The sequence below is a fragment of the Acinetobacter sp. YH12231 genome (assembly GCF_013417755.1).
Taxonomy (GTDB): domain Bacteria; phylum Pseudomonadota; class Gammaproteobacteria; order Pseudomonadales; family Moraxellaceae; genus Acinetobacter; species Acinetobacter amyesii.
The window spans coordinates 1-13,700 of record NZ_VPDJ01000027.1; the positions used below are offsets into that span (position 1 = coordinate 1).

At 39.7% G+C, this 13,700-nt stretch carries 12 protein-coding genes and 1 pseudogene; 5 read left to right on the forward strand and 8 right to left on the reverse strand.

The features are described 5' to 3' along the window. Positions 1-368: 368 nt before the first annotated feature. Entirely contained in the window at positions 369-833 is a 465-nt protein-coding gene (locus FTV11_RS14470; protein WP_180003047.1) for a MarR family winged helix-turn-helix transcriptional regulator, read from the forward strand. Positions 834-854: 21 nt separating this feature from the next. On the opposite strand, the gene FTV11_RS14475 is transcribed toward FTV11_RS14470, so the two are convergent. After that, entirely contained in the window at positions 855-1,514 is a 660-nt protein-coding gene (locus tag FTV11_RS14475; RefSeq protein WP_180007386.1) for an SOS response-associated peptidase family protein, read from the reverse strand. A gap of 262 nt (positions 1,515-1,776) precedes the next feature. Here FTV11_RS14475 and FTV11_RS14480 point away from each other — a divergent pair, with 262 nt between their 5' ends. After that, positions 1,777-2,169 carry a hypothetical protein gene (locus FTV11_RS14480; protein WP_180074240.1) on the forward strand — a complete coding sequence of 131 codons (393 nt, stop codon included), beginning with the start codon at positions 1,777-1,779 and terminating at the stop codon, positions 2,167-2,169. Next, entirely contained in the window at positions 2,123-2,539 is a 417-nt protein-coding gene (locus FTV11_RS14485; protein ID WP_180074242.1) for a hypothetical protein, read from the forward strand. The genes FTV11_RS14480 and FTV11_RS14485 overlap by 47 nt, the downstream gene beginning before the upstream one ends. An 82-nt stretch (positions 2,540-2,621) precedes the next feature. On the opposite strand, the gene FTV11_RS14490 is transcribed toward FTV11_RS14485, so the two are convergent. The 5 genes from FTV11_RS14490 to FTV11_RS14510 form a co-directional block, all read right to left on the reverse strand. After that, complete coding sequence (locus FTV11_RS14490) at positions 2,622-4,064, reverse strand: aldehyde dehydrogenase family protein (RefSeq protein WP_180074244.1); 1,443 nt, start codon at positions 4,062-4,064, stop codon at positions 2,622-2,624. 112 nt (positions 4,065-4,176) lie between these two features. Beyond that, positions 4,177-4,653 (reverse strand): hypothetical protein, encoded by a 477-nt coding sequence (locus FTV11_RS14495; protein WP_111885048.1) that lies wholly within the window; start codon positions 4,651-4,653, stop codon positions 4,177-4,179. 88 nt (positions 4,654-4,741) lie between these two features. Further along, positions 4,742-6,904, reverse strand: a complete 2,163-nt coding sequence (locus FTV11_RS14500; protein WP_168378907.1) for a malate synthase G — start codon at positions 6,902-6,904, stop codon at positions 4,742-4,744. A 525-nt stretch (positions 6,905-7,429) separates the two neighbouring features. After that, the gene (gene zapE / locus FTV11_RS14505; RefSeq protein ID WP_180074246.1) at positions 7,430-8,581 is read right to left on the reverse strand and encodes a cell division protein ZapE; all 1,152 of its coding nucleotides are present in this window, start codon (positions 8,579-8,581) and stop codon (positions 7,430-7,432) included. Positions 8,582-8,665: 84 nt separating this feature from the next. Beyond that, positions 8,666-9,673, reverse strand: a complete 1,008-nt coding sequence (locus FTV11_RS14510; protein ID WP_111885051.1) for an AraC family transcriptional regulator — start codon at positions 9,671-9,673, stop codon at positions 8,666-8,668. 157 nt (positions 9,674-9,830) lie between these two features. Here FTV11_RS14510 and FTV11_RS14515 point away from each other — a divergent pair. Next, positions 9,831-11,360: pseudogene (locus FTV11_RS14515) on the forward strand (flavin-containing monooxygenase). A 49-nt stretch (positions 11,361-11,409) separates the two neighbouring features. Beyond that, positions 11,410-12,318, forward strand: a complete 909-nt coding sequence (locus FTV11_RS14520) for a lysine exporter LysO family protein (RefSeq protein WP_180007331.1) — start codon at positions 11,410-11,412, stop codon at positions 12,316-12,318. An 80-nt stretch (positions 12,319-12,398) separates the two neighbouring features. On the opposite strand, the gene pyrF is transcribed toward FTV11_RS14520, so the two are convergent. Beyond that, positions 12,399-13,079, reverse strand: a complete 681-nt coding sequence (gene pyrF / locus FTV11_RS14525; protein ID WP_180007332.1) for an orotidine-5'-phosphate decarboxylase — start codon at positions 13,077-13,079, stop codon at positions 12,399-12,401. A gap of 240 nt (positions 13,080-13,319) precedes the next feature. After that, a complete protein-coding gene (locus tag FTV11_RS14530; RefSeq protein ID WP_078188931.1) occupies positions 13,320-13,685 on the reverse strand; it encodes a lipopolysaccharide assembly protein LapA domain-containing protein in 366 nt (121 codons plus the stop codon). Between the last annotated feature and the right edge of the window lie 15 nt (positions 13,686-13,700).

Sequence of the window (13,700 nt, forward strand, 5' to 3'; positions counted from 1 at the left end):
GCAAGTAACTTGGACCAGTGTTGATCATTTAGCATTGTTCGAGGCATAGCGAGTGTAAAATTGGGTTTGGCGATTTAATTTTACTATCTCGCTATTTTTTTAATCAACAAATGTCAACAGACCCTAATATTCAATTTGAATTAAAAACTTATTTATTTTCACTACACTATCTCTCTATAGCAAAAATTACTTTTATTCTTTTTTAATCGCTTGGACAGAATATCAATATAATCTATTAAGATAATCTAAAAATGAGATATCTTCTACTTTCTATTTTTTTATTGTGAACTCTTGCTATTACCCTCTATTTTTCAATAGAATGTTAAAACATTAAATAAAATTAAAACAAATATTCAGGGGACTCCTTTATGACAAAAAAGTATTCAAAATTTTTACCATCCACCGATGACTTTAGCTTAGAAAATTTTCCTTTCTACTGGGTCACTCAGGTTCATGCTCAATACGTTTTAAACGTTGACCATGCGTTGAAAAAATATGGTGTTGATAATTCACGTCGCCGTATCCTTCTCGCACTCAAGTCTAAGCCACATGCGAGCGTTTCGGATTTATCTGAAATGGTCGTGTCTAAAATGTCGACGACAACCAAAATTGTTTATCGCTTAAAAGATGAAGGCTTAGTAGATACCTATTCTTGTGAAGATGATGCGCGTATTACCCGCGTCGTGTTAACCGATAAAGGCACTGCAATGACGCAGAAGATTAACGATCTAACGAATGTCGTTCTCGAGCAATCTTTTGAAGGCTTAACACCGCTACAAATTGAAAAAACCATGGAAAGCTTAAAGCACATCTTCAAAAACTTAGCGCGCTAAGCATTCTGCATCACCGAAGTATTAATCGAAAAAGTTCAGTTGGGGACTGATTTTTTCGATTTTTATTTTAGGTGCATGCGCGCATTCAAATTCATCAACGGGAAAACCCTGTACAAAACTTTGGATATTGGGTGATTTCCAGCTTAACCATTCCTCTAATCGCGCATGCGGAATCACAATCACCGAGCGTTTTATATTTCCTGGCTCATGAAAGTGTTTCATCATTTCATGATCGATAGCATCCATCGTAATCATGGTTGCAGAACGTACAATCTCATCACCTTGCCGACAAATGTCATATAAGGCAGCGATATAAAACGCTTCTCCATCTTTGCGTTTAACACTCCAACGCTGCGGTTTATTGTCGATATACATAGACTCATAAAATTCAGACACTGGAATTACGCCAAACTTACATTTTGAGATCGCATTGATAAAAGACGGCTTTTGATACAAAGTTTCATTTCGGGCATTATAGGTTTTTAGTGCAATAGATTTGTCTTCGGCCCATTTAGGCACCATGCCAAAACCCACTTTTCGCCACTCTAGCCCTTGCTCAGACTTAAAGAGCAGCGGCAAATCATAATTTGGATAGACTTCCTCAGGATATTCAAAACTGATTTCAGGCAAGTTTTGCGACTTTAATTGCGCTAAGGTAATCGGTTTGAAATTGGCACACATATTTGCCATAATCCGCAAAAATTCAATCTTTATAATAAATGAAAAATCTAGACCGAAGTCGCTTTATCGTTTTAATTCTCAGTTTAAGTCTATATCCAACTGCAAAGCAGCAAAAGTTTCTGTACATACCGTTTCATTTCTACCTTTTAGTCTCGACGCGCTCTATCTCAATGAATATCCATTTAAACAAAGCCTGATCAATGAAATCGAGATCCCTGCAGGCAAATACCGCATTCAATATAAGCATTTTCGCAATCAGCAAATGATCAGTACACATCATTGGGTCACGGTCAAAAATCTTCCCAACACCCAAGAGCAGCAATTCTCATTAGTCATCCTGCCCTATGGTGAAATGATCAATGTCTCTGACTTTAAAATTACATCTCCAGAAATGTTTCCTGAAATCCGTTTTGCAAAACATGCTCAAAATAGTTATCGCTTGATGCAAAATCAGCAAAGACAACGAGATCAATTTGGCGTGATTCTTCCTGACGCAGATGAAGCCCACACGACAGAATTAGAAGATCAATTTGACTGGTTTACAGTGAACGCAGATGAAGGCCGTGTCAGGACAGATTGTACAGGCACTTTTAAGATCAATCCTCTGGATGCGCTCCCCCTATTTCACCACTGCAAATTCAGCTATTCAGTTTAATTATCAACAAGGAAAACAAAAACATAATGCATATTTAGCGTTTAGTGATAACAATCCGGTTATTCCAATCGAAGATCGAACAATTCATGAGGCAACGGATTACAAAAATGGCTTGAAGTTTGATGTGTATATTAACAATATCCAAAAAATGAAAACCGAGACTATTTCTTCTAATTATTCAATCTACAATTATAAAGTGCAGGTAAAGCTGTATATAACGACCTTGCAACGTAAGCCTATGCTGTTGATGAATCAGCAAATGTACTATCAGAATAATTGTTCAAGTCAGGATATTGGCGCTTTTCTGTATTACAAAACACGTTGGAGTCGTTTTTGGGACTATATACTTCCTGATATTTCATGGAAATAAACTAGAGAGGTCCTGCTCCTGCGCAACAGAACCTGTTGTGAAGTCTATTGCACAAGATAAAATAGACTTCATTTTGTGTATTTTAAGCGGGGAAAGTCTGCCAATGGGTGCGGGTAAATTCCTCAAATATCCACTCACCATTAAAACGGCCAAGGCCTGAATTACGTTCACCACCAAAGGGTGCATTAGAATGATCCGCCACACTGATGCCATTGATATGCGTCATGCCTATATCGAGTTTGGCAGCAAACTCTCCGCCGCGCGCTAAGTTTGACGTACATACCGCACTCGATAAACCAAATCGGGTTGAATTCGCCAATTCTAGTGCATGTGCTTCATCTCGCGCTTTTAAAATCGGCAAGATTGGCCCAAAGCTTTCTTCCAATGCAATATCAGCGTGTGCATCCACATGGGTGAAAATATGCGGTGCAACCAATTGACCTTCAATACCCCCCGCGTAGGCTAAAATTGCATCTTGCTGAATGGCATTTTGAATAATAGTTTTTAATTTATCGATTTGCGACTTATTGATAATGGGCCCTATCAGGGTTTCAGCATCATTCGGATCACCGACCACAATGCTTTTTACCCGTTTAATTAATTTTTCAACATAAGCATCGTGCAAGGATTCATCCACAATCACTCGATTGGTACTCATGCAAATTTGTCCTTGATGCAAAAAACGCCCCATCACGGTCAGTTCAACGGCTAAATTTAAATCTGCATCATCTAAAATGACCAAAGGCGCATTGCCGCCAAGTTCCAGCGCTAAACGCTTAATCCGTGAACTTCCTAGCGCTTTCCCCCCCACCTGTTGACCCACTTCAGTTGAACCTGTAAATGAAATCAATTTAGGTACAGGATGCTCTACAAAATAGTCGCCAATTTCACTGCCGCTGCCTGCAACGACATTTAACACACCATGCGGTAAACCCGCTTCTTCAAATAACTTTCCGAGCAACGTTCCACCTGTGACTGGCGTGTCACTTGCAGGCTTCAGCACCACACTATTGCCGCAAGCAATCGCAGTCACCACAGAACGCATCGACAAATGAAATGGAAAATTCCAAGGGCTAATCACTGCTATGACTCCCAAGGGTTTGCGCAGTACAAAACTCTTGCGGCTAGGGTCTTTACTCTCTAGCTTCATAGTTTGCATTTTTTCAGGAAAACACAACGATTCTTGGATAATGCCGAGCGCAGCATCAACTTCAATATTGGCTTTTAAACGTGTACTCCCAGATTCATCTATCAGCCATTGAATAATTTCTTCTCTGCGTTGCTGAATGGTTTGAGCTAATTTGTTGATAACTTGCTGACGTACTTTAATAGACTTGGTCATTTCTAATTTAAAGGCAGCTTCTGCCGCACTATAGGCACTGTCTACATCGACACTGCTGGCTGCCTGCAATTCAAAAATCTCTGCTTGGCTAAAAGGATTGATATTTTTGATGTGGCGGGTTGACGTCCCTGCCCGCCACTGCCCACCAATATATTGCAAATCTAATGCGGTATATGTTGACATCGCTTCTATCCCATTTTTATCATTCATTCCAATGTAAAGGCTTCAGCATCGAAAAGCTATGAGAAAAACAGGATGAAACTTTAAGAAATAATTTCGGGTGCAGCCCTTTAATCTAAACCGGCTGATGAATCTGCCGCATCGCTTTATAGATTCGCCAATAAATATAACAGCTAATAATGACTTCAAAACTCAGGTCTTTAACTGTGGTGAGTTGCTCAAGTGCAGCCTCCTCCATGTTTAGGGTCAACATAGGTAACAGCCCTTCGACAACCACAGCGATCAAGATAAACAGGACTAAACTCTGAATCGTCACCGGCAGATACAATGCAATAAAGCGCTTTAAAAAATCTCGGCCTTGCTCGCCGCCATTGGCTTTAAATATGGCATTCACCCAGCTGATCAGTAGACCAACTTGTAAAACAAACGAAGCCCAAGCTTCTGTAGGTTTGGATTCTGGGGTTAAGGTCAGTGCTAAGTAGCTAAAGAAAATCAATATTGAGCTGGCAATATAGTAGTTTTTATAATGGGTTTCAGAGACTTTATTCAGTCGTATATCATCCACCAACCGATTTACATTCCATAAATACATGGCGTTTCCTTTTCATTTTTTATGTCGACATTCTAACTTTCTCAAGCAATAAAAAAAGCCTCCGAAGAGGCTTTTTTTGATTTACAGATTAGTCACCTGTATAACCTTTTAATTTTAAACGGTAAGCATGAAGAAGCGGCTCTGTATAACCAGAAGGCTGCTCGCCACCTTTGAATACTAAGTCATAAGCAGCTTTGTATGCATAACCATCAAAGCTTGGTGCCATTGGTGTGTAAAGTGGATCGTTGGCATTTTGCTCATCCACAACTTTCGCCATGCGCTTAAATACTTCTTCAACTTGTTCAGCAGTTACGATACCGTGACGCAGCCAGTTTGCAACGTGTTGAGAAGAAATACGTAAAGTTGCACGGTCTTCCATCAAACCAACGTTGTTGATGTCTAGAACTTTTGAACAACCTACACCCAAATCAACCCAACGAACTACATAACCCAAGATACCTTGAAGGTTATTTTCGAGTTCTTTGGTTTTCTCTTCTTCAGACCAGTTTGTATCTGTCGCTAAAGGCGGTGTTAACAAGTCATCTAAAGATAGCGGTTGAGTATTCAACAACTCTTTTTGACGCTCAGAAACATTGCACTGATGGTAGTGAATCGCGTGAATAACAGCACCAGATGGAGACGGAACCCATGCACAGCTTGCGCCAGCTTCTGGATGCTCAATCTTAGTTTTGTACATATCAAGCAACATATCTGGTTTTGGCCACATGCCTTTACCGATTTGCGCTTTACCACGTAAGCCTGCTTGTAGACCGATCATCACGTTACGGTTTTCATACGCTGGGAACCAGATTTGAGACTTCACTTCGCCTTTACGAACGAATGGACCTGCTTCCATGAACGTATGAATTTCGTCACCCGTACGGTCCATGAAACCTGTATTAATAAAAATCGTGCGATCTTTCGCTTGCGCGATACAGTTTTTCAAGTTCACAGAGGTACGACGTTCTTCGTCCATGATACCGATTTTCAAAGTCTTCGCAGGCAAACCAAGCGCTTGTTCAGCACGCTCAAATAATTCAACTGCAAATGCAACTTCTTCTGGACCGTGCATTTTTGGCTTCACGATGTACATAGAACCTTTACGAGAGTTCTTGTTTTCGTTTTCGCCTTTAATGTCTGCAAACGTCAATAACGGTGTGATCAATGCATCCATAATACCTTCGTAGATTTCAGCACCATCTACAAGGATCGCAGGGTTTGTCATCAAATGACCCACGTTACGAAGTAACATCAATGAACGACCGTGAAGTGTAGTTTCACCACCGATCAAGTTTTTGTGCGTACGGTCTTTATTTAATGTACGAGTAACGGTTTTACCATTTTTCTCGATAGATTCAGAAAGCGTACCTTTCATTAAGCCTAACCAGTTACGGTAGCCTTCAACTTTCTCTTCAGCATCAACTGCTGCAATTGAGTCTTCCAAGTCTTGAATTGTCGTTACCGCAGCTTCAAGAACTAAGTCTTTCACGCCAGCAGCATCTGTTGAACCAATTGGGCTCGTCGCATCAACTTCAATGATTACATGTAAACCATTGTTTAAAAGTACGATTTCAGTTGGTGCAGCTTCGTCACCATTAAAACCAACAAACTGAGCTTCTTTCGCTAAAGTTGCAGTTGAGCCATCTTTTAGGCTTACAACTAACTTTTTGCCTTCTACCGCATATTTAGTTGCATCTGCATGCGAACCATTTGCTAACGGGAAAGTTTCATTTAAGAAGTTTTTAGCAAATTCGATAACTTTTGCGCCACGAGCTGGGTTATAGCCCTTACCTTTTTCCGCGCCGCCTTCTTCAGAGATCACGTCAAAACCGTAAAGAGCATCGTAGAGTGAACCCCAACGTGCGTTCGCAGCGTTTAAGCAGTAACGTGCATTACGCACAGGTACTACCAATTGCGCACCAGCCAATAATGCGATTTCTTCGTCTACATTTTCTGTGCTGATTTGGAAATCTTCTACTTCTGGTAATAAGTAGCCAATTTCAGTAAGGAAAGCTTTGTAAGCTTCGAGTTCAAATTTGTTGTTGCGGTGCCATTCATCAATTTTAGCTTGAATGTCGTCACGCTTAGCCAATAGTGCTTTATTCTTTGGGCTAAGATCGACAACGACTTGTTCAAAGTTTTTCCAGTAAGTTTCACTGTCTAAACCTGAACCCGGTAGTGCTTCATTTTCGATGAAATCGTAAAGTTCTTTAGCAATCGCTAACTTGCCTTTTTGAATACGTGCAGTCATTGTCTTTCCTGATATTGCTATTTTTTATAACAAGAGATTCTAGTATACCCATTTATACTTTGCTGAATAGTACTATCACATTCCTAAATAATGATCATTTTCTATGTAATGAAATACCCTCATCATTCAACATAATAAAGATCAGAAATACGACGTCATCATCAGCCTGAATACCTTTTTACAGTGTATAAAGTTTTTGAAATGTCGAAATTAGACTTAAGTGCAGAATTTTGTTCTAAAACTGAACAAATAGACCCAAGCCTCAAACAAACTCACTCGATTAAGCCATGAAATGCTGCCAATGTCGATGCTACAACTTCAACCAATCAGTTTAAATTTAACGCTTTTATCGATGAATTATTATTCAGCCTAGCTTCTTATTAAATGATGCTTTTATCTTGAGACTTGGCTTTAACTTCTATTGTTCGTTCCACAGCTTTTCTTAATTTATACATGTTATCTAAAACAAAAAATCAAAAAAAAGAACGCCATTAAGACGTTCTTTTTTTATTCCAACAAAAACGCTTAATTTTCTGCGGTAGATTCTGGTGAATTGATTTGACGGTGAGAGGTATGTAGATAATCATCAGATTGCATTTCCAATAAGCGCGAACGTGTACGCTCAATTTCAAATGCCAATTTTTCACCTTGATATAATTCAATAATCGTATCTTCTGAAGTAAGCAACAACTTCACCCCACGGTCATAAAATTCATCAACCAAGTAGATAAAACGACGTGTCCCTTCAGACAAATAATCGGTCATGTGCGGCACATTACTCACCAAGACTGTATTATAAATATTGGCAATTTCAATAAAGTCCGCTGGGCTACGTGGTTTTAGACAAAGCTCAGAATATTCACACCACAGCACATCTTCCGTATGACCAATGGTTTCCACAATACGCTGATTAATAATAATTGGCTCTTGTGAAACCGTTTGGGTTTGCGTTAATGCTGTAAAACGCTGTGCCATCCACAACTTATGTTCATGTGTTAAAGGCGACTTAAACAACTGCGCTTGTTTCAATACACGTAAACGATAATCTACGCCTGAGTCTACGTTTAAAATCACACAGTTCTTTTTCACCATTTCAATGGTTGGGATAAAACGGTCACGATGAATCCCGTTTTTATATAAGCCATCGGGTGCAATGTTAGATGTTGCAACAAGAGTGATGCCACGCGTAAATAATTTTTGGAATAGATCGCTCAAAATCATCGCATCCGTGACATTGGATACAAAAAATTCATCGAAGCAGATCACGACCGCTTCTTTATAAATTTGATCTGCAACTAGGTCGAGTGGATTACGCTGACCTGAAAGCTTATTTAATTCACGGTGTACGTACTGCATAAAGTGATGGAAATGCATACGTGTTTTGCGTCGAAATGGCACAGAATCATAAAACTGATCCATCAGCCACGTTTTACCACGTCCTACACCGCCCCACATATACACCCCTTTCGGTGCAGTTTGACGACGGAAACGACGAAACGCTTTTTTAGAAGCCTTAAAACGTTGGATTAATTCTTGCCAAACTCGATCCAACTCATGCACCGCTTGCGCCTGTTCCTGATCTGGTAAAAACTGACCAGATGCTAAGGCTTGAGCATAACGCTCAGCCGGTGAAATCGGAGTAAATGCGGTGTTGTGTGGTGACTGAAAATCTGACATATCATTAAATACTTTTTTGGGCTAAATGAATTATAACGAAGAATAAACTCGAAGATATAACACTTTGGCAGTAAAGCGCATTGGCTATTTATTATATTGTCTCGGACTATGCCCAAACCAACGTTTAAACGCATGATTAAACGCCGCAGGTTCTGAATAGCCCAGCAATTCTGCAATCATTTCAATTGAATATTCATTATATTCAATCATACGGAGTGCTTTATCTTTAATAATATCTTCACGAATTTGCTTATAACTGGTATTTAACTGTTGCAGTTGATGACGCAAAGTTCTTTCAGGCAAGTTCAACGCTTGAGCAGTTGCTGCCATACTTGGCATCGCACCACTTTGTAATTCCAAATAATCTTGGACACGCTGAACCAATGATGGCGCATCTTCATCGGCGCTTAAACGTTCTAACTCCGCAATACATTTCGACTCATATAATCGAAAAGTAATAATATCTGCGGAAGGGATCCGAATATCTAAAACATCTTCATCGAACCAAAATGCCGCAAATGGCGCACCAAATCGAACTTGAGAGCCATAATAATCAGTAAACATTTTTAATTTTTCAGGATCTTTGGGTTCAGCGAACGGCAAATCAATTTGAACTTGTGGTGTCGATAACCCCATCATTTTGTAAAGATCGCGGATGAATTTATACGTTCCAGAAATTTCCGACTGTGCCAATAATGCACCCAGTGGTGCATACACATCTTGGGGTTGATAACATAAGGCCACTTTATGCTGACTGATTTGCAAACTCAAACGCCCAGTTAGATGTGTCAACTGTTGAAAGCGAATCCCCTGATTTAAAGCTTGGCGTAAAGTATCACTGGTGACCAATAACATCAGCAACGGACCATAACCCGCCAACGTATAATGCTGACCAATAAATAACCCTTGCTCAGGTTCTACATCTTTACCAATGACTTTCAGTACATCCCACTCCAAACTCGGATGAATCACCGAAGTAGGATCGAGTGCATCGACACGCAGCCCGATAGTTTGCAAACGTTGATCGACATCTACGCCTGCTTTACGCATTCCTTGTACAAGATACATCAGGCTTAGAATGGATCGTTTCATAAATCGTAAAATGACATTAAATTTCTTCTTTTTTACTACAAATTTGCAATTATGAACATTGCCGTTTCGATCAATTTTTCTGTCATCTCAATCATATTGTTCTGATCATGAACTCAAGTATGCTTAGTTTGTAATCTCGCTTGGAATTAAAAAAATGATGCAGGAAGCGCAAACAAAAACAGTGCAAACCCCAAAAGCCAATTCGGAAATTCATACGCAAATCGCCATCATCGGCGGCGGTTTTGGTGGCATTGCTATGGCGATACGACTTTTACAACAAGGTAATCAAAATTTTCTAATCCTCGAAAAAGCCAATGATTTTGGTGGAACCTGGCGTGAAAACCGCTACCCTGGCGCTGCCTGCGATGTGCAATCACATATGTATTCACTTTCTTTTGCACCCAAAACAGATTGGTCAAAGCGTTACGCCGAAGCGCCGGAAATATTTGACTATATCCAACAGGTCACCCGTGAATATAATTTAAAACAATTCTGTCGCTTTAACAGTGAAGTGCTTTCAAGCCAATACAATGAATCAACCTGTGACTGGCATTTAGAACTCAAAGATGGCGTTAAAATTACCGCTCAATATGTGATTTTTGCATCTGGCCCGTTACATGTCCCACAAATTCCACATATTCCAGGCATTGAAAAATTTAAGGGTAAAGTGTTCCATTCTTCGCAATAGGATCATCAATATCCATTAGAAGGTAAAAAAGTCGCATCTATTGGTACAGGCGGCAGTGCCATCCAATACATTCCTGAAATCGCACCACAAACAAAGCAACTGTATGTTTTTCAGCGTACAGCGGCTTGGGTCATTCCACGAGATGAGCGTAGTTATCATGGTTTAGAAAAATCACTATTTAAAAAATATGATTGGTTTCGAAAAATTCACCGTGCTCACCTGTATTGGACCAACGAATCACGTGTCGTGCCAATTGTTAAACCAACCACCATGAAATATGCGCAAAAACTGGCAGAACTATATATTAAGTATCAAGTGAAAGATGCTGAACTTGCCAAGAAACTAACCCCAAACTACATCATGGGCTGTAAACGCATTTTAATTTCTAATAAATACTTTCCAACGTTTAATCGACCGAATGTGGAATTGGTCAGTGATGCAATACAAGAAATCACTGAAAATGCCATTATTACCAAAGATGGAAAATCCCGTGAAATCGATTGTCTGATCTATGGCACAGGCTTTATTACCGATCCAAGAATTTATTTAAAATCATTTGAATGTATTGGTGAAAATGCTCAAGAACTCAAACAAGTTTGGCAAGCTGGCGCAGAAAGCTTTTATGGCATTTGCACCAAAGGCTTTCCAAACCTGTTCCAATTATTAGGCCCCAATACTGTGCTTGCCCATAATTCAGTGGTATTTATGATTGAGGCACAAGTCGATTACATCTTACAAATGATGCAATTGGTTTCAAAATCTAATGTTCAAGCCATCGCCGTCAAAGATCAGGTGCAAGATCAATTTAACACTCATGTACAAGACATGCTTGATGGAACAGTTTGGCAATCAGGCTGTGTGAGTTGGTATCAACAAAATGGCGGTAAAAATTTTGCACTTTGGCCGACTTATACATGGAAATATTGGCTCGCTACTCGAAAAATAAATCCAGCCGATTTTCGACTCCTTAGTAAAACAAAATCTAGTCATGCAGCTTAAGCAATAACAGGTCATAATAGGCAGGTATTCATTATCTGCCTATTTTTGTATGCAATCTTTCTGGCTGATTTTCCAGCTCTTGGCCTGTTTAGGGCTTGGTTTTATTCTTGCACGTCGCCTACCCACTTGGCTTGAAAAAATCGCCTTTAAACTGCTGCCGTATTTTACTTATATTTTGTTATTTGCGATTGCGATCGAATTTTCTGAAACATTACACACTATTCCAGCACCTCTGCAAATCCTTTCTTCATCAGTACTTATTGCACTATTGACCTCAGTGGGTGCTTTTATTTGCTGCTATATTTTATTTAAGCTTTTAGGCTATAAACCCAGTCATGGCAAAGTGTCCATGCAGTTAGTGACAAGCTCACTCATCAATATTAGCTATGCTTTTATTGCATTAGGTTTAGGTTATGCTTTTGCCGAAATGGCAGCACATTTTAGTCTTCAGCCACATATTAGTACTTGGGATCTACTTTTAGTCTTCATGTTTCTGATTGGGCTTGATCTCGCCTACTCACCGCTCGATCGCTCTTGGTTAAATTGGAAAATTCTACTTGTTCCACTCGGTTGTATCGTCGGTTCACTTTTGGGCGCTTTTGCTGCTGCCTATCTATTGCCACAAATCAGCTTGAAAGATTTGATTATGCTGTCACAAGGCTATGGTTTCTATTCGATGACAGGTATCGTCGTAACTGAATTAAAAAATGCGCATCTAGGTAGTATTGCGTTGATGAATGATTTATTCAGAGAAATCTTTGCGATTGTGTTTATGTATATTATTGGCTGGCGTTACCCACGCTCTGCAATTTCATCTGCGGGCGCAACAGCTATGGATGTCACCCTACCTATGGTCAAACAAGCCTGTGGGAATGATTTTATTCCACATGCCATGGTCAGCGGCTTTATCCTTTCTGTACTTGCACCTATATTGGTGAGTATATTGGCGGTGCTTTAACGATTTTAATCTCCCTAAATCCCTCTTTAAAAAAGAGGGACTTTCTCCTCCCTTTTTCAAAGGGAGGTCGGGTGGGATTCTTACAAAGTCGCCAAAATATCTTTTAAAGTCTGACGCATATTGTCCGATTTGGTAATCGGACGACCAATCACCAAATGTGTAGAACCATCAAGCATGGCTTGTTTAGGTGTCACAATTCGTTTTTGATCATCAGCAGCAGAACCTGCTGGACGGATACCCGGTGTCACTAAAGCAAAGTCAGCACCCAAAGTTTCACGCAGCATTTTTGCTTCTTGTGCCGAACACACTACACCATCTAAACCACTTTCTTTCGTTAAAGTCGCAAGACGTTTCACATGTTCAAAGGGTTCAACATCTAAACCTAAATCCGCAAGATCTTCACGGCCCATCGAGGTTAATACCGTTACTGCAATCAGCTGAGTGTTATAGTTACCCGTCTTTAAACGCTCAACACAGGTTTCCATCATTTTACGACCACCTGAAGCATGAACATTCACCATCCACACACCCATATCCGCAGCTGCACAAACTGCTTGCGCTGTAGTGTTTGGAATATCGTGGAATTTTAGATCTAGAAATACTTCAAAACCTTTATCATGCAATGCCTTAACGACACTTGGACCCTCATGGGTAAATAACTCTTTACCAACCTTAACTCGACATAATGCAGGATCTAACTGCTCTGCAATTGTAAGTGCGTCATATTGGCTTTTAGCATCTAGTGCAACGATGATACTCAAGAGACTTACCCTTCATTTTGACAAAATTAGTGCATTATAGATGGATTCAACTTGATCAGAAAGTCATAAAACTCATGTCATTTGAAATGATTAATTTGAATTGAGCTATCTCATTATTTTATTTGAGATAAGCGTTTTATTTTTTCAGCCCATAAAAAAACACCCCGATGATCCACCGGAGTGTTAAATATAAAATTTAAATCTACTCATAAAAGTAGTTAATTTACTTCTAAAACCCAATTATAACGGGTTAGAAGGACGCTCATTCGCATCAATATCTAAAACTGTCTTTTCATGACGCGTATGTGCAGCCGCTTCAGCAGCAGCCAGTTGAGCAGTTTGAATTTGCTCTTTACGTAGGCGGTCAATATCTTTACGTAGACGTTTAATTTCCCAGTTATTTTGAAATACTCGAAATACTTGCACTGCCAATAAAAGACCTAACACCAAACCTAATGACAAGGTTAATAGCAATAAAAGCCCTAAACGCATTGCAGGCACTTGTGTAAACAACAAATCGACCGAAAGTTCAGTTCCGTTTTGTAGAACCAAAGCCAATGAGTATCCAAATAGGACCAGTAGAATTACGACCAATACGTAACGCATAAACACCCCTAACAA

Coding starts and splice junctions, on each gene's coding strand:
- FTV11_RS14500 (WP_168378907.1), bottom strand. CDS start 6,904: ATGACTGCACGTATTCAAAAAGGCAAGTTAGCGATTGCTAAAGAACTT.
- FTV11_RS14490 (WP_180074244.1), bottom strand. CDS start 4,064: ATGTCAACATATACCGCATTAGATTTGCAATATATTGGTGGGCAGTGG.
- FTV11_RS14495 (WP_111885048.1), bottom strand. CDS start 4,653: ATGTATTTATGGAATGTAAATCGGTTGGTGGATGATATACGACTGAAT.
- zapE (WP_180074246.1), bottom strand. CDS start 8,581: ATGTCAGATTTTCAGTCACCACACAACACCGCATTTACTCCGATTTCA.
- FTV11_RS14480 (WP_180074240.1), top strand. CDS start 1,777: ATGATCAGTACACATCATTGGGTCACGGTCAAAAATCTTCCCAACACC.
- FTV11_RS14520 (WP_180007331.1), top strand. CDS start 11,410: ATGCAATCTTTCTGGCTGATTTTCCAGCTCTTGGCCTGTTTAGGGCTT.
- FTV11_RS14475 (WP_180007386.1), bottom strand. CDS start 1,514: ATGTGTGCCAATTTCAAACCGATTACCTTAGCGCAATTAAAGTCGCAA.
- FTV11_RS14485 (WP_180074242.1), top strand. CDS start 2,123: ATGCGCTCCCCCTATTTCACCACTGCAAATTCAGCTATTCAGTTTAAT.
- FTV11_RS14470 (WP_180003047.1), top strand. CDS start 369: ATGACAAAAAAGTATTCAAAATTTTTACCATCCACCGATGACTTTAGC.
- FTV11_RS14510 (WP_111885051.1), bottom strand. CDS start 9,673: ATGAAACGATCCATTCTAAGCCTGATGTATCTTGTACAAGGAATGCGT.
- FTV11_RS14530 (WP_078188931.1), bottom strand. CDS start 13,685: ATGCGTTACGTATTGGTCGTAATTCTACTGGTCCTATTTGGATACTCA.